The sequence below is a fragment of the Microbacterium sp. F01 genome (assembly GCF_056156365.1).
Genome location: NZ_CM149592.1, coordinates 1,573,609 through 1,589,423 on the forward strand (window position 1 = coordinate 1,573,609; position 15,815 = coordinate 1,589,423).

General features: G+C 70.5%; 17 protein-coding genes. 14 read left to right on the top strand and 3 right to left on the bottom strand.

Annotation, left to right across the window (positions count from 1 at the left end; genetic code table 11):
- Nucleotides 1-39 precede the first annotated feature (39 nt).
- The 10 genes from ACVN90_RS06985 to der all read left to right on the top strand — a co-directional run bounded on the left by ACVN90_RS06985 (nucleotide 40) and on the right by der (nucleotide 9,903).
- Nucleotides 40-1,752 (top strand): CTP synthase, encoded by a 1,713-nt coding sequence (locus tag ACVN90_RS06985; protein WP_475102080.1) that lies wholly within the window; start codon nucleotides 40-42, stop codon nucleotides 1,750-1,752.
- 1 nt (nucleotide 1,753) lies between these two features.
- On the top strand, nucleotides 1,754-2,341 hold the full coding sequence (locus ACVN90_RS06990; RefSeq protein ID WP_475101412.1) for an NUDIX domain-containing protein: 588 nt from the start codon (nucleotides 1,754-1,756) through the stop codon (nucleotides 2,339-2,341).
- A 65-nt stretch (nucleotides 2,342-2,406) separates the two neighbouring features.
- The gene (xerD, locus tag ACVN90_RS06995; RefSeq protein WP_475101413.1) at nucleotides 2,407-3,357 is read left to right on the top strand and encodes a site-specific tyrosine recombinase XerD; all 951 of its coding nucleotides are present in this window, start codon (nucleotides 2,407-2,409) and stop codon (nucleotides 3,355-3,357) included.
- 105 nt (nucleotides 3,358-3,462) lie between these two features.
- Nucleotides 3,463-4,347 carry a ParA family protein gene (locus ACVN90_RS07000; protein ID WP_475101414.1) on the top strand — a complete coding sequence of 295 codons (885 nt, stop codon included), beginning with the start codon at nucleotides 3,463-3,465 and terminating at the stop codon, nucleotides 4,345-4,347.
- Entirely contained in the window at nucleotides 4,331-5,152 is an 822-nt protein-coding gene (locus tag ACVN90_RS07005; protein ID WP_475101415.1) for a segregation and condensation protein A, read from the top strand. The genes ACVN90_RS07000 and ACVN90_RS07005 overlap by 17 nt, the downstream gene beginning before the upstream one ends.
- Complete coding sequence (scpB, locus tag ACVN90_RS07010; protein WP_475101416.1) at nucleotides 5,142-5,765, top strand: SMC-Scp complex subunit ScpB; 624 nt, start codon at nucleotides 5,142-5,144, stop codon at nucleotides 5,763-5,765. Before ACVN90_RS07005 ends, scpB begins: the two co-directional genes overlap by 11 nt.
- Nucleotides 5,762-6,535, top strand: coding sequence for a pseudouridine synthase (locus ACVN90_RS07015; RefSeq protein WP_475101417.1), 774 nt, complete (start codon nucleotides 5,762-5,764; stop codon nucleotides 6,533-6,535). The genes scpB and ACVN90_RS07015 overlap by 4 nt, the downstream gene beginning before the upstream one ends.
- Nucleotides 6,536-7,642: a prephenate dehydrogenase gene (locus ACVN90_RS07020; RefSeq protein ID WP_475101418.1), complete on the top strand. Its 1,107-nt coding sequence runs from the start codon at nucleotides 6,536-6,538 to the stop codon at nucleotides 7,640-7,642.
- The gene (cmk, locus tag ACVN90_RS07025) at nucleotides 7,635-8,363 is read left to right on the top strand and encodes a (d)CMP kinase (RefSeq protein WP_475101419.1); all 729 of its coding nucleotides are present in this window, start codon (nucleotides 7,635-7,637) and stop codon (nucleotides 8,361-8,363) included. The genes ACVN90_RS07020 and cmk overlap by 8 nt, the downstream gene beginning before the upstream one ends.
- Before the next feature lies 1 nt (nucleotide 8,364).
- Complete coding sequence (gene der, locus ACVN90_RS07030; RefSeq protein WP_475101420.1) at nucleotides 8,365-9,903, top strand: ribosome biogenesis GTPase Der; 1,539 nt, start codon at nucleotides 8,365-8,367, stop codon at nucleotides 9,901-9,903.
- Nucleotides 9,904-9,953: 50 nt separating this feature from the next.
- Here der and ACVN90_RS07035 read toward each other — a convergent pair whose 3' ends face one another.
- Nucleotides 9,954-10,382 carry a GNAT family N-acetyltransferase gene (locus tag ACVN90_RS07035; RefSeq protein ID WP_475101421.1) on the bottom strand — a complete coding sequence of 143 codons (429 nt, stop codon included), beginning with the start codon at nucleotides 10,380-10,382 and terminating at the stop codon, nucleotides 9,954-9,956.
- A gap of 82 nt (nucleotides 10,383-10,464) precedes the next feature.
- On the opposite strand from ACVN90_RS07035, the gene ACVN90_RS07040 reads away from it, so the two are divergent.
- The 3 genes from ACVN90_RS07040 (at nucleotide 10,465) to ACVN90_RS07050 (ending at nucleotide 13,609) form a co-directional block, all read left to right on the top strand.
- The gene (locus ACVN90_RS07040; RefSeq protein ID WP_475101422.1) at nucleotides 10,465-11,367 is read left to right on the top strand and encodes an NUDIX domain-containing protein; all 903 of its coding nucleotides are present in this window, start codon (nucleotides 10,465-10,467) and stop codon (nucleotides 11,365-11,367) included.
- Between the two features lie 123 nt (nucleotides 11,368-11,490).
- Entirely contained in the window at nucleotides 11,491-13,110 is a 1,620-nt protein-coding gene (locus ACVN90_RS07045; protein WP_475101423.1) for a LuxR C-terminal-related transcriptional regulator, read from the top strand.
- A 103-nt stretch (nucleotides 13,111-13,213) separates the two neighbouring features.
- Entirely contained in the window at nucleotides 13,214-13,609 is a 396-nt protein-coding gene (locus ACVN90_RS07050; RefSeq protein WP_475101424.1) for a hypothetical protein, read from the top strand.
- Here the strand turns inward: ACVN90_RS07050 and ACVN90_RS07055 are convergent.
- The gene (locus ACVN90_RS07055) at nucleotides 13,521-13,904 is read right to left on the bottom strand and encodes an RNA-binding S4 domain-containing protein (protein WP_475101425.1); all 384 of its coding nucleotides are present in this window, start codon (nucleotides 13,902-13,904) and stop codon (nucleotides 13,521-13,523) included. The two genes, ACVN90_RS07050 and ACVN90_RS07055, sit on opposite strands and share 89 nt — an antisense overlap.
- A complete protein-coding gene (locus tag ACVN90_RS07060; protein WP_475101426.1) occupies nucleotides 13,901-14,578 on the bottom strand; it encodes a lysoplasmalogenase in 678 nt (225 codons plus the stop codon). The genes ACVN90_RS07055 and ACVN90_RS07060 overlap by 4 nt, the downstream gene beginning before the upstream one ends.
- Nucleotides 14,579-14,615: 37 nt before the next feature.
- Between ACVN90_RS07060 and ACVN90_RS07065 the strand changes: the two genes are divergently transcribed.
- Nucleotides 14,616-15,794, top strand: a complete 1,179-nt coding sequence (locus ACVN90_RS07065; RefSeq protein WP_475101427.1) for a low temperature requirement protein A — start codon at nucleotides 14,616-14,618, stop codon at nucleotides 15,792-15,794.
- Nucleotides 15,795-15,815: the final 21 nt, after the last annotated feature.

Here is a 15,815-nt window from a genome sequence, read left to right on the forward strand (position 1 = left end):
AGCTCATCGAAACACTGCCTGATAGGATAAAAGCCCGTGATGCAGACTTCTGATTCTTCCCGCGGCGACACTTCGAACGACACCACCAAGCACATCTTCGTGACCGGTGGTGTCGTTTCCTCGTTGGGCAAGGGTCTCACCGCGGCCAGCCTCGGAAACCTCCTCACCGCTCGCGGTCTGCGCGTCGTGATGCAGAAGCTCGACCCGTATCTGAACGTCGACCCGGGCACGATGAACCCGTTCCAGCACGGCGAGGTCTTCGTGACCGACGACGGCGCCGAGACCGATCTCGACATCGGCCACTACGAGCGCTTCCTCGACATCGAGCTCAGCCAGGCGGCCAATGTCACGACCGGCCAGATCTATTCGCAGGTCATCGCGAAGGAGCGCCGCGGCGAATACCTCGGCGACACCGTGCAGGTGATCCCGCACATCACCGACGAGATCAAGCGCCGCATGCGACTGCAGGCCGACGAGATGCCCAAGCCCGACGTGATCATCACCGAGATCGGCGGCACGGTCGGCGACATCGAGTCGCAGCCGTTCATCGAGTCGGCCCGCCAGATCCGTCATGAGCTGGGCCGCAACAACGTCTTCTTCGTGCACGTCTCGCTCGTGCCGTTCATGGGCGCGTCGGGGGAGCAGAAGACCAAGCCCACGCAGCACTCCGTCGCGACGCTCCGCTCGATCGGCATCCAGCCCGATGCGCTGGTGCTGCGCAGCGACCGCCCCGTCACCGAGGCGAACAAGCGCAAGATCGCGCTCATGTGCGACGTCGACGAGGGCGCCGTCGTGAACGCGGTCGACGTGCCGAGCATCTACGACATCCCCTCGATGCTCAACGAGCAGGGCCTCGACGAGTACATCGTCCGCGCGCTCGGCCTGTCGAAGGCCGCCGACGTCGACTGGTCGCGCTGGCAGCGCGTGCTGAACGCCGTGCACAACCCCAAGCACGAGGTCACCATCGGCCTGGTCGGCAAGTACATCGACCTGCCCGACGCCTACCTCTCGGTCACCGAGGCCCTCAAGGCGGGTGGGTTCGCACAGGAGACGCACGTCAACATCCGCTGGATCCCCTCGGACGAGTGCGAGACGCCGGAGGGCGCCGCGAAGGCGCTCGGCCCGCTCGACGGCATCGTGATCCCCGGCGGCTTCGGCATCCGCGGCATCGAAGGCAAGATCGGCGCGTTGAAGTTCGCGCGCGAGCAGGGCATCCCGACGCTCGGCATCTGCCTCGGCCTCCAGTGCATCGTCATCGAGTACGCGCGTCACGTCGCCGGGATCGAGGATGCCTCGTCGAGCGAGTTCGACCCCGACACGCAGCATCCCGTCATCGCGACGATGGAGGAGCAGGTCGACATCCTCGACCACGGCGACCTCGGCGGCACGATGCGTCTCGGCCTCTACCCGGCCGACCTCGCGGAGGGTTCGATCGCGGCCGAGGTGTACGGCGGCGATCGTGCGTCGGAGCGCCACCGCCACCGCTACGAGGTCAACAACCGCTACCGCGACCAGATCGCGGAGGCCGGCCTGGTGTTCTCGGGCATCAACCCCGACCTGAATCTCGTGGAGTACGTGGAGCTGCCGCGCGACGTCCACCCGTACTACATCGCGACGCAGGCGCACCCCGAGCTGCGCTCGCGTCCGACGGACGCCAACCCGCTGTTCCGCGGTCTCGTCGGCGCGGCGCTCGACCGGCACCGCGCGAGCGAGCTGTTCGAGGTCGAGAACGACGAACTCACGGTCGCCTGACGTGACGCAAGAACTCCTCGCCGACGAGCCGGTCGACGCCACCGTCCTCGACAGCGACCTGGTCTATGAGGGGCGGGTGTGGGATGTGCGCAGTGACACCGTCGCCTACGGCGACGGGCAGATCGTGCGCCAGTACGTCGATCACCCCGGCGCCGCCGCGGTCGTGGCGGTGGACGACGAGGGGCGGGTGCTGCTGATCCAGCAGTACCGGCACCCGATCCGCCACCGCGACTGGGAGATCCCGGCCGGCTTGCTCGACATGGCCGGTGAGACGCCGCTCGAGACCGCCCGGCGCGAGCTCGCCGAAGAGGTCGACCTCGTCGCCTCGTCCTGGGAGCCGCTGGTGAGCATCTTCACCACGCCCGGCGGGAACGACGAGATCGTCCACCTGTTCCTCGCGCGCGGGCTGACCCCTGCGAACGAGGTGCACGCGCGGGAGGACGAGGAAGCCGACATCCGCCTGGAGTGGCTGCCGCTCGCCGACGCCGTCGCGGGGATCCTTGCCGGACGCCTGCGCAACGGCATCCTCGCGGTGGGCCTGCTCGCCGCCGCCGAGCGCCTCCGCCAGGCGGCCCCCACCGGACCCTGACGAACCTCAGAAGTTCGCCGACAGCCCCGCCGGACGTGAGACCCTCGTGACAGGAGGCGACTGACATGCAGATCGCTCGAGCGGTGGACTCGTACCTGCGCCACGTTGCGATCGAGCGCGGGCTGTCGGAGAACACCGTGGCGGCGTACCGGCGCGACCTCGCCGGCTACGCCGAGTGGCTGAGCGAGCAGCACGTCGACGACACCGCGGCAGTCACCTCGGTGACCCTCGCGAGCTTCATCGCCGACCGCGCGGCCGCGCAGCCGCCGATGGCGGCGTCGTCGCTCGCGCGGCTGCAGTCGTCGGTGCGGGGGCTCCATCGGTTCCTCGCCCGCGAGGGCATCGAGCCCGCCGACCCGTCGTCGAACCTGCGCCCGCCGAAGCAGCCGCGGCGGCTGCCCAAGGCGCTCACGATCGAGCAGGTCGAGAGCCTGTTGGATGCCTCGGGCCCGGCGCCGGCGACCGAGGCCGACGTGTCCGGCAGCCCAGGAGCGGCGGCGGGCGACCTGCTGGGCATGCGCGACCGCGCCCTGCTCGAGCTGCTGTACGCCACCGGCGCGCGCGTTTCGGAGATCGTGCAGCTCGACGTCGACGACGCGGCGCACGGTGACGTGCTGCGCGTGCGGGGCAAGGGATCGAAGGAGCGCATCGTCCCGGTGGGGTCGTACGCGCGCGCCGCCGTCGACGCCTACCTGACGCGCGCGCGACCCGAGCTCTCGCACCGCGGCCGGTCGACCCCGAAGCTCTTCCTCGGTGCGCGGGGAGCACCGCTGTCGCGCCAGAGCGCCTGGCTGATCATCCAGTCGGCGGCCGAGCGCGCGCACCTCACCGCGCACGTGTCGCCGCACACCCTCCGGCATTCCTTCGCAACCCATCTTCTGCAGGGCGGCGCCGACGTCCGCGTCGTGCAGGAGCTGCTCGGCCACGCCTCCGTGGCGACGACGCAGATCTACACCTACGTGTCGGTCGACGCACTCCGCGACGTGTATGCGACGTCGCATCCCCGCGCCCGCTGACGCCCGGCCCCGCGCCGTTCCGCGGTGCAGACGGCCGCGCCGCAGGCGTTCGCGGGCGCGGCGTGACTAGAATCGGTGGACACGAGCACGTAGGCGGGAGCATTGGTGGCGGGCAAGGCACAGGCGGCGACGAAGGCCGCCACGGGGGACACTCCGATCGGACCCACCGGTCGTCCCTATCAGGGCTTCCCCACCCCGCCGAAGCTCGACGGTCACGGCCCCGCCCGCATCATCGCGCTGTGCAACCAGAAGGGCGGCGTCGGCAAGACGACGACCACCATCAACCTCGCGGCAGCCCTCGCCGGCTACGGCCGCAAGGTGCTCGCGGTCGACTTCGACCCGCAGGGCGCGCTGTCGGCGGGTCTCGGCATCCAGACCCACGAGATCCCGACGATCTACGACCTGCTGCTCGACGGCAAGCGCGACCCGCACGAGGTCATCGTGCACACGCGCGTCGACAACCTCGACGTGATCCCCGCCAACATCGACCTGTCGGCCGCCGAGGTGCACCTCGTGAACGAGGTCGCGCGCGAGCAGACGCTGTCGCGGGCGCTGCGCAAGGTCACGGGCGATTACGACGTGATCCTCATCGACTGCCAGCCCTCGCTGGGTCTTCTCACGGTCAACGCCCTCACCGCGAGCCACGGTGTCGTCATCCCGCTCGAGTGCGAGTTCTTCGCCCTCCGCGGCGTCGCGATGCTCATCGAGACGATCGACAAGGTGCGCGATCGCCTCAACCCCACGATCACGCTCGACGGCGTGCTCGCCACGATGTACGACGCGCGTACGCTCCACTCGCGCGAGGTGCTCGAGCGCGTGGTCGACGCCTTCGGCGACGACGTCCTCGAGACCGTCATCGGCCGCACCGTCAAGTTCCCGGATGCCTCCGTGTCGGGCATGCCGATCACCGAGTTCGCGCCGGAGCACGCCGCCGCGCAGGCCTACCTGCGGCTGGCGCGGGAGCTGGTCGCCCGTGGCGCTGTCGCCTGACGCTTCGACAGGCTCACCGACCGGGGAGGGGTTCCGGGTCGCGCTCTCGAACTTCGACGGGCCGTTCGACCTCCTCCTCACCCTGATCTCCAAGCACGAGCTCGACATCACCGAGGTGTCGCTGTCGCTCGTGACCAACGATTTCATCGCGTACCTCCGCGAGCTGGGTCCGGGAGAAGAGCTGGACGAGGCATCCGAGTTCCTTGTCGTCGCGGCGACCCTTCTCGACATGAAGGTCGCGGGGCTCCTGCCGCAGGGGGAGCTCGTCGACGCCGAATCCGTCGCCCTTCTCGAGGCGCGCGATCTGCTGTTCGCCCGGCTGCTGCAGTACCGCGCGTTCAAGGAGGTCTCGGCGTGGTTCGAGCGGTGCCTGCGCCGCGAGGCGGTGCGCCACACGCGCTCGGTCCGCCTGGACGAGAAGTACCGCAACGCCGTACCGGAGCTGGTGTGGTCGCTGAGCGCCGACGACTTCGGGGCGCTCGCGCTGCTGGCGATGACGCCGAAGGAGATCCCGCGTATCGGGTTCGACCACCTGCACGCACCGCTCGTGAGCATCCGCGAGCAGGCTGCGATCGTGGTGACCCTGCTGCGGGATGCCGGGTCCCTGACGTTCCGCGAGCTCATCGCGGGCGTCGGCCAGCCGGGCGTCGTCGTCGCCCGCTTCCTCTCGGTGCTGGAGCTGTACCGCCACGCCGCCCTGTCCTTCGAACAGCTCGAGCCGCTCGGCGAGCTGACCCTCCGCTGGAGCGCGCAGCGCTGGAGCGACGAGAACCTCGCCACCCTGGGAGCCGACTATGACCACTGACGCGACCCCTGAGCCACCCGTCGTCACCGTGACCGACGTCGCTCGCCGGCTCGAGGCGATCCTGCTGATCGTCGAGGAGCCCCAGAGCCTGGTGAGCCTCGCGACCGCCGTCGGCGCGCCGGTGCCCGCGGTTCGACAGGCCATCGAGACGCTCGTCGACGACTACGACGGCAAGTCCGTCGGACCGGTCCGCGGCTTCGAGCTGCGCGAGGTCGGCGGCGGCTGGCGGCTCTATGTGCGCGAGGAGCTCGACGACCTCGTCAGCGACTACGTCGGCGGCCAGGCGCCGTCGCGCCTGTCGCAGGCGGCGCTCGAGACCCTCGCGGTCATCGCGTACAAGCAGCCGGTGACCCGCAGTCAGGTCGCGTCGATCCGTGCCGTCAACGTCGACTCCGTGGTGCGCACGCTGCTCGCGCGCGGGCTGATCACCGAGCTCATCGCGGATGCCGAGACCGGCGCGATCAACTACGGCACCACTGATGCGCTGCTCGTGCATCTCGGCATCAACTCGCTGGACGAACTGCCGCACATCTCGCCGCTGCTGGACGGTGCCGATGAGGTGTCTGGGGCGGACGGAGCCGGCGACAACCTGGACGAAGGAGTGCGTCGATGACCGGCGGAGCGGAGTCGACCGAGGGCGTGCGCCTGCAGAAGGCCCTCGCGAACGCGGGAGTCGCGTCGCGGCGCGTCGCCGAGCAGCTCATCGTCGAGGGGCGCGTGCGCGTGAACGGCGCGGTGGTCACCGAGCTCGGCTCACGCGTCGACCCCGAGAACGACCTGGTCGACGTCGACGGCACGGCCGTCCAGTTCGACCAGTCCAAGCGCTACGTGATGCTCAACAAGCCCACGGGCGTCGTGAGCTCGATGAAGGACGACCGCGGTCGCCCTGACCTCCGCCGCTTCACGAAGGAGTGGGACGAGCGCCTGTACAACGTGGGGCGATTGGATGCTGAGACCAGCGGCCTCCTCGTGCTCACGAACGACGGCGAGCTCGCGCACGTGCTCGCGCACCCGTCGTTCGGCGTCACCAAGGTCTACATCGCCAAGGTCGACGGCCGCGTGACGCCGCAGACCATTCAGAGGCTCCTGAAAGGCGTCGACCTGGAGGACGGCCCGATCTCCGCCGACAAGGCGCGGCTGCTGTCATCGTCGGCCGAGGGCGGAGGCTCGCTGGTCGAGCTCACGCTGCACTCCGGGCGCAATCGCATCGTGCGCCGCATGATGGCCGAGGTGGGGCATCCTGTCGTCGAACTCGTCCGTCGCCAGTTCGGGCCGCTGCACCTGGGAACGCTGCCAGCCGGGCGCGCCCGCGAGTTGACTAAAGTGGAGCGGGGCGCTCTGCTGACTCTTTCGCGCCAAGCCGCAGGTCAACAGGAGGAATAAGTGACAGCGACCTCCCTTGCTCCGCGCGTGCAGGGCACGGTGCGCATCGTCGGCGCCGGTCTCCTCGGCGCGAGCATCGGCCACGCGCTCAGCGCGCGCGGCGTCGATGTCGCGCTCGACGACACGTCGCCGTCGCAGCTGCGTCTCGCGGTCGACTACGGTGCCGGCCGCCGTGCGGCCGAGGGGGATGAGCCGTCGCTCGTCGTCGTCGCCGTGCCGCCGGACGTCACGGCCGATGTGATCCAGCGCGAGCTCGAGCGTCACCCGCGCGCCGTCGTGACGGACGTCGCGAGCGTCAAGCTCGAGCCGCTCCTCGCGCTGCGCGAGCGCGGCGTGGACCTCACGCACTACATCGGCTCGCACCCGCTCGCCGGACGCGAGCGCGGCGGAGCGATCTCGGCCCGCGCCGACATCTTCGTCGGCCGCCCGTGGGTCGTGTGCCGCGACGAGGAGACGTCATCGGCCGACCTCGCGCTCGTCGAAGGGTTGGCTCTCGACCTCGGTGCCACGCCGATCGAGATGACCCCCGAAGACCACGACCGCGGTGTCGCCCTCGTCTCGCACGTGCCGCAGCTGGTCGCGAGCCTGCTCGCCGGCCGCTTCGTCGACGCCCCCGACGGGTCGCTGCGGCTCGCCGGCCAGGGAGTGCGCGACACGACGCGGATCGCAGCATCCGCTCCCGAGCTCTGGGTGCAGATCCTGGGCGCGAACGCGGCGCCCGTCGTCGACGTGCTCGACCAGATCGCTGCCGACCTCACCGCCGTCGCCGACGCGCTGCGCGAGCCCGACGCGCCGGGCGCCCGCCGCGCCGTCGCCGACACGATCCGCCGGGGCAACGACGGAGTCGAGCGCCTGCCGGGCAAGCACGGTCAGAACCGCCGGTTCGAGCAGGTCGTCGTCATGGTCGACGACACGCCCGGCCAGCTCGGCCGCCTGTTCGGCGAGCTCGGCGACCTCGACGTGAACGTGGAAGACCTGCGCCTGGAGCATTCGCCCGGCGCCCAATTCGGCCTCGCCGAGATCAGCGTCGTCCCAAGCGCCGTGCGCCGGGCGATCGACGGTCTCGAGTCGCGCGGCTGGAAGATTGCGAGCACCACCAATGACTGATCCCGCCATCACAAGACCGGGGCCCGACCCGGTCGTCGTGGCGATCGACGGACCCGCCGGCAGCGGCAAGTCCAGCGTCTCGAAGCAGGTCGCCCGTCGCCTCGGCTACGGCTACCTCGACACCGGCGCCGCCTATCGCGCGCTCGCGTGGCACGCGCTCGAGCGCGGCATCGACACGTCGGACGCAGCATCCGTCCTCGATGTCTCGGGGGATTTCGACTACGCGATCTCCCTCGATCCCGACGCCTACTGGGTACGCGTCGGAGCGAGCGATGTGACCGATGCGATCCGTGAGCCCCGCGTGTCGGACGCCGTGAGCGGCGTCGCGCGCGTGCCCGCGGTGCGGCAGTCGGTGAACACGCTGTTCCGGGCGCTCGTGGCGCGATCGGGGCGACCGGGCGTCGTCGTCGAGGGCCGCGACATCACGACCGTCGTCGCCCCCGACGCCCCCGTGCGCATCCTCCTCACCGCCGCGCCGGAGATCCGCGCCGCGCGTCGCAGCGCCGAGCTGACGACGCAGGATGCCGCGAGCGTCGCCGCCGCGCTCCACCAGCGCGACGCCTCGGACTCGGCCGTCGTCGACTTCCTCACCGCCGCGCCCGGCGTCGAGGTCGTCGACTCGACGCCTCTCGATTTCGACCAGACCGTGGACGCCGTGCTCGGCGTGATCCAGGCCGCGCTGAGCGCGCCGGCGGTCGACCCACTGCAGACAGGAGCCTGAGATGGCCGCTGATGACAACACCGAATTCGACGAGTTCGAGCCCGGCGACGACCACCTCGCCGAGAACCTCGCGGACCTCGACGACGACCTCGCCGAGCAGCGGGCCGTCGCGCTGCGCGTCGGCCTCGACGACTACGACCTCGACGACGAGGACGCGGCGCTGCTCGCGGGCATCGTCCGCGGTGAGGACGGCATCGAGTTCCTGCCGGCACTGCCCGTCGTCGCGATCGTCGGCCGCCCGAACGTCGGCAAGTCCGCGCTCGTGAACCGCATCCTCGGCCGCCGCGAGGCGGTCGTGGAGGACACCCCGGGTGTCACGCGCGACCGCGTCACGTACAAGGCCGAGTGGATGGACCGCCGCTTCACCCTTGTCGACACCGGCGGGTGGGAGCCCGACGCCCGCGGCATCGACCGCTCGGTCGCAGCTCAGGCCGAGGTCGCGATCGACCTGTCGGATGTCGTGCTGTTCGTCGTCGACGCGATGGTCGGCGCCACCGCGACCGACGAGCACGTCGTGCGTCTCCTCCGCAAGGCGAACAAGCCCGTCTTCCTCGTCGCCAACAAGATCGACGACGCCCGCCAGGAGCCTGAGGCGGCGGCCCTCTGGAACCTCGGCCTCGACCAGCCGTGGCCGGTCTCGGCCATCCACGGTCGCGGCGTCGCCGATCTCCTCGACGAGGTCGTGAAGGTCATGCCCGACGTCTCGGCGGTGGCCAAGGCCGAGATCGGCGGCCCGCGCCGCGTCGCGATCCTCGGCCGCCCGAACGTCGGCAAGTCGTCGCTGCTCAACAAGGCCGCGGGCGAGGAGCGCGTCGTCGTCAACGAGCTCGCCGGTACCACCCGCGACCCCGTCGACGAGATCGTCGAGCTGGGCGGCAAGCTGTGGCGCTTCGTCGACACCGCCGGCATCCGCCGCCGCGTGCACCTGCAGCAGGGCGCCGACTTCTACGCGTCGCTGCGCACCTCGGCTGCGCTTGAGAAGGCCGAGGTCGCGATCGTCGTCATCGACGTGACCCAGCCGATCAGCGTTCAGGACCTCAACATCATCGACCTCGTTCTCGAGTCGGGTCGTGCGCTCGTCATCGCGTACAACAAGTGGGATCGCCTCAACGACGACGACATGGACGGCCAGGACCGCCGCCGCTACCTCGAGCGCGAGATCGAGCAGGACCTCGCGCACGTCGCGTGGGCGCCCCGCGTCAACATCTCCGCCCGTACCGGTCGCCACCTCGACAAGCTCGTGCCGGCGCTCGAGACGGCACTCGAGTCGTGGGATCAGCGGATCCCGACCGGCAAGTTCAACGCCTTCCTCACCGAGCTCATCGCCGAGCACCCGCACCCGCTGCGCGGTGGAAAGCAGCCGCGCATCCTCTTCGGCACGCAGGCATCGACCCGCCCGCCGACCTTCGTGCTGTTCACGACCGGCTTCCTCGACCCGGGCTACCGCCGCTTCATCCAGCGACGCCTGCGCGAGCTGTACGGCTTCGAGGGCTCGCCGATCGTGATCAACATGCGCGTGCGGGAGCGCCGCCAGCGCTGACACGTGCTGTGGAATGACGGATGCCTCGGCCCGAGGCATCCGTCATCCGTCTATGGCTGCTCGGCGTGGCGGTAGAGCGCAGGGCGGACCATCGCGGTCGCGTCGGGCTCGGCGAAGCCGAACTGCCGGTACAAGCCGTGCGCGTCGCCGGTGAACAGCGTCCATCGCATGTCGGCGCCGGGTCCGTCGTCGATCATGAGGCGGATGAGGCGCTTGGCCAGCCCGTGCCCGCGGTGCGCGTCGAGCACGAAGACGTCGGCGAGGTAGGCGAACCCGACTCCGTCCGAGACGGCTCGGGCGAAGCCGACCAGTTCGCCGGTCGGACGGTGGTAGGCGGCGACCAGCCGCCAGGCGTTGTCGAGCTGTGTCTCGACCTGTTCGCGGGTGCGCCAGCGGCCCCAGTACGCCTCCGTCGAGAGCCACGCCCACACGACGTCTCGCTGGATACGGGTGGGGTCGTCGTCGAGTTCGTAGTCCATGCACTTCATTGTGGCGAGTCTCCAGGTGACGGCGACGGGCCGATTCGACGTTCGCAGCACGGTCGTGTGACAGGCTGGCAGGGTGACGATCGAGCCTCCCGCCTTCGGCGAGCACCGGCGTCCGCACGGTCCTCGAGACCCGGGGGACGCCTGGGTCGTCGCTCCGTCGGGCGAGCGGTACTGGGGCCGGTTCGGGGCGGCAGGGCTGCTCGCCGTCGACGCGGAACGGGGCGTGCTGCTGCAGCACCGCGTGTCGTGGAGTCATTTCGGCGACACGTGGGCGCTTCCTGGTGGCGCGCGCCACGAAGGCGAGTCGGCGTGCGACGGCGCGCTCCGCGAGGCCGCCGAGGAGGCGGGCGTGCCCGACGCAGCGGTTCAGCCGCGCGTGCTGAGCGTCTTCGACCTCGGCTATTGGAGCTACACCACTGTCGTCGGCGACGTGGTGGTTCCGTTCGAGCCCACCATCAGCGACCCAGAGAGCCGCGAGCTCGCCTGGGTGCCCGCCGACGAAGTCACACGGTTCCCGCTGCACCCTGGTTTCTCCGCCTCGTGGGAGCGACTGCGCGGCCTGCTCAGCGTGCGGCCGGCCGTGATCGTGGACATCGCGAACGTCATGGGCTCGGTGCCCGACGGCTGGTGGCGCGATCGCCCCGGCGCAGCCTCCCGCCTGATCGCGCGGATCGCAGAGCTCGCCGCGCATGGCGTGCCGGCGTCCGCGCTGGAGCTGCCCGAGCAGACCTGGTACCCGGAGTGGACCGCGGTCGTCGAAGGGCAGGCACGCGGGGTGGAGGACGCCTCAGGTGTCGGAGTCGTGCGGGCCGAGGCATCCGGGGACGACGCCATCGTCGCTGCGGCGCAGCAGCAGCTCGCCGCAGGACGTCGGGTGACGGTCGTCACGAGCGACCGCGGGCTTTCGGAGCGGGTGACGGATGCCGGAGCCGCCGTCCGCGGCGCGCGATGGCTGCTCGACCTGCTCGAGGGCTGAACGCCGCGGACGAATCGTCCAGCGGCGCCTTGCGAACCGGTCGGAATCGGCGGTACCGTTCCGGCAGCATTCGAGGGGCGCCGGCGCCGACCTGAGCCGGCACGCGACCGAGGTGGGAGCGGCATGAACTCCAGCGACCTCGACGCCGGCCGTGCGGCGGTCGCGGACCGGCGTTGGGCAGATGCCTGGGAGCTGCTCGCCCGCGTGGACGCGCGCGACGGCCTCGGGGGATCCGACCTGGAACTGCTCTCGACCGCGGCGCTCCTCCGCGGGGAGGCGCGGGCATGCATCGACGCGCTGTCGAGGGCCTACGCGGCGCATTTCGCCGCCGGAGACACAGCCGGCGCGGCGCGTGCGGCCGGGTGGCTGGCCCTCGATCTGATCGAACAAGGGGACTTCACCAACAGCGTGCTGTGGGCGTCGCGAGCGATGCGGATCGTGAGTGCGATGGCCGAGCCCGGCGCCGTCGCCGGGCTCGTTCGGATGGCACCCGCGATCGGTCAGCTCGGGAGCGGCAATGCCGCCGAGGCGGTGCATGCGTTCGAGGAGGTCCTGGCGATCGCTGAGCACGAGGACGATCGCGAACTCGCCGCGCTGGCCGCATTCGGCCTGGGCAACGCCCTGTTCGAGATCGATGCCGTCGCCGAGGGCTTCGGGTGCCTCGATCGGGCGATGGCCGCCGTCGCGGCCGGCGACGTCGCTCCGTTGCCGACCGGCGTGATCGTCTGCACGGCCGTCTCCGATGCTGTGCTGGCCTTCGACCTCGACCGAGCTGCCAGCTGGGTGGGCGTGCTGGCGCGGTGGTGCGGAGAGCAGCCTCAGCTGCTCGCCTTCAGCGGGCAGCATCGCGCACTGGAAGCCGGACTCCTGTTGGTCCGCGGAGCATGGTCCGAGGCGTCCACAGCCGTGGAGCTCGCGCTCTCTCGCTTTCGGGCCGGCGACTACCGAGCGATCTGGGGTGCGCCCTATCAGCACGCGGAGCTCTCGCGCCTGCGCGGGGCGTTCCACTCGGCAGAGGAGTCCTATCGACGCGCCGGCGAATCGGGCTGGGAACCTCAGCCGGGTCTGTCGCTGCTCCACCTCGCACTCGGTCGCACGCGGCGCGCCCAGGACGAGATCCGCCGAAGTGCGGCGGGCACCGACCCCGTGACCCGCCGCTTCCTCCTCCCAGCGGTGATCGAGATCGAGGTGTCCGCAGGAGATCACGCCGCTGCTCGTCGCGCCGTCGAGGAGCTGCGCGACGCGAGTAGAACGACCGGCACGCCCATGCTCGACGCCGCGGTCGCCGCCGCCGACGCGCGGCTGCTCCTCGCCGAAGGCCGGATGACGGACGCTCTGGACGCCGCCCGCGCCGCCGTGCTGGCGTGGGACCTGGTCGGGGCGCCATACGAGGCCGCGCGGAGCCGCGTGCTCACGGGGCGCGCGCTGCGCGCGATCGGCGAGGAGGATGCCGCGCGGAAAGAGTTCGACGCGGCGCGCACGGTGTTCCTCGCGCTCGGCGCAGAACCCGCGGTCGCCGAATTGGCCGCTGTGATGGGCGACCGTCGCGCCGGAGGGCTCACCCCTCGCGAGCTTGAGGTGCTCCGGCTCGTGTCGACCGGCCTCACCAATCGAGGGATCGGCGAAAGGCTCTCCTTGAGCGAGAAGACGGTCGCGCGTCACCTCGCCAACATCTTCGGCAAGCTCGGCATCACGTCCCGGGCGGCTGCGACGGCCTACGCATACGAGAACGGTCTCGTCTGACCGCGGCGGCCCGTTCTACACATATCGACCCACGTGCGCGTTCGGCCGAAGATGGGCTCTTCGCCCGACGCGGCGCACCCGTGCCCGCGCCTACCGTGTGGCTATGGACATCCCGCTGATCGCCGGCACGGTCTCGACCGTCGTCTTCGCGGTCAGCAACCTGCCGATGCTCGGCAAGGCGTTGCGCACGCGCGACGTCTCTTCGTACAGCCTGCCCAGCATCGCGATGATCAATGCGGCGAACGCGGTCTACTCGCTCTACGTGTTCAGCCTTCCCGTCGGCCCGATCTGGGCGCTGCACACGTTCTACCTGATCTCGTGCGCCATCATGCTGGTGCTGTGCCTGGTGCAGCGGCGCGCGGCGCTCCGGAGCGGGGGACTCTCCGAGCCGCGCGTCGAAGCGGCCTCCGTCAGCGATCCTCGCGTCCGCGGAGCCGATCGATCTCGCGCCGCTCGCGTTTGGTGGGGCGGCCTGCGCCTCGGTCGCGCTGAGCCATGATCGGCGTGGGATCGCGCGGGGGAGTGCGATCCTCCATGGCGGTCGCGACCAGTGGGGCGCCGACGCGCTTCGAGATCGGCAGACGCACGACGAGCATGCGGTCGAACCCGTCGATCCGCACCCTCACCTCGTCCCCGGGTCTCACCGGCTGCGCCGCCTTCGCCCGTTCGCCGCCCACGCGCACGTGCCCCGCGCGGCAGGCGGTCGTCGCGGCCGAGCGGGTCTTGTAGATCCGCACGGCCCAGAGCCAGGCGTCGACGCGTACCGACTTTCCCTGGGCCGAGGCATCCGTCATGGAATCACCACCGGGGTCTGCACCTCTCGGCGCGCGCGGACGCTCACCAGCACGCCCGCCGCGATGAGACCCTGGCCGAGACAGTACGTGAGCATGACGAGCGGGCTCGTCCAGTCGGGCATCGCGTCGGGGGTGAAGAGCCGGAAGGCGAGGACCGAGTCCGACGTGAGGAAGAACACTCCGCCCCAGACGATGAGCGGATGACAACGGGATGCTGCGAACGCCGTGCCGCCGAGCACCAGACCGTAGATCGCCACGGCGATGGCGAGACCGCCGAGGTGCGGCCAGAGCACGGCGAGGAGCACCACCCACCACACCGCGTACAGGGCTGCCCAGATCGGGACGCGGCGCACGGCCAGCAGCCGCCAGAACAGCCAGATGTAGCAGAGGTGCGCGAGGCCGAAGAAGAGCAGCATCATCGGCACCGTCGGCAGCCAGGGCACGAAGGTGCCGGCGCCGTCGCCGAGCCACGAGAGCACGATCGCAGCGATGAGCAGGGTGTGGGCTGGCGTCCATCGGGAGCCCCACGCGCCCCATACGACCGCGAGTCCGAGCAGCGGCATGAGCGCGAGCTTCGTGGGCGCGGCGACGGCGTCCGCGCCGACCGTGAGCGCCGCGACGTGCACGATCGACACCGCGATGTACGGCACGAACCCGATCCAGAGCCGACGCATGATCCTCCTCGATACGCAGGGCAACCATAATCGTCGCATGACCGATGTGCTGGCTCGGATGGGCCTCGTCCGGATGTCCGCCCGCGATACGAACGCGGCGCACCGTGTGGCGACGCCGCTGGAGCTGCTGTTCGACCTCGTGTTCGTGGTCGCGGTGTCGCAGGCGTCGCAGAACCTGCATCACCTCATCAGCGAGGACCACGCGGGCCAGGGCGTGCTCGCGTACCTCATGGTGTTCTTCGCGATCTGGTGGGCGTGGATGAACTTCACGTGGTTCGCGTCGGCGTTCGACACCGACGACTGGCTGTACCGCGTGCTCACGATCGTGCAGATGGGCGGCGTCCTCGTGCTCGCGGCGGGCGTGCACGACGCGATGGTCGAGTTCGACTTCCTGGTGGTGACCTGGGGCTACGTGATCATGCGGTTGGCCATGGTGGCGCAGTGGCTGCGGGCCGCAGCATCCGATCCGGAATCCCGCCGAACGGCGCTGCGCATGGCTGCCGGGGTGAGCGTGGTGCAGGTGCTGTGGGTCGCGCGCATCTACCTGCTGGACGACATGGCGCAGTTCTGGACGTTCTTCGTGCTGGTCGCGCTCGAACTGCTCGTGCCCGTGTGGGGCGAGGCATCCGGGCGCACCGCGTGGCACCCGCACCACATCGCCGAGCGGTATGGGCTGTTCACGCTGCTGCTCCTCGGCGAGAGCCTGCTCGCCTCGGCGAACGCGATCATCGACGCGCTCGGCGAGGGCGAGCACGTTCCGGAGCTGGTGACGCTCGCGATCTCGGGGATCGTCGTCACCGCCGGCATCTGGTGGGTCTATTTCTCCCGTGAGCAGCAGCATCGGCTCGAGGGCAGGAAGTCCGCCTTCCGCTTCGGCTACCTGCACTACGTGATCTTCGCGGCGGTCGGTGCGGTGTCGGCCGGCGTGGAGGTCGAGATCGACGAGATCACCGGGCACACCGAGATCTCGCCCGAGATCGCCGGCCTCGCGCTCACGCTGCCGATCGCCATCGTGGTGGCGGCGTCATGGTTCGTGCTGCTGCGGGCGTCGCTGTCGCGCTGGGCGTCGGCGGCCGTGCTCGCCGGCGCGGCGCTGATCGCGCTGGCCGGTCTGCTGCCGTCGGGGGAGTACGTCGTCGCCGCCGCGCTGCTCGTGGGCGTCGTCGTGGTTCTCGAGGTCGACCGTGTTCGCCGAGGATCCGCTCAGGTGCATTGACGGTCACGGATGCTGCGCCCT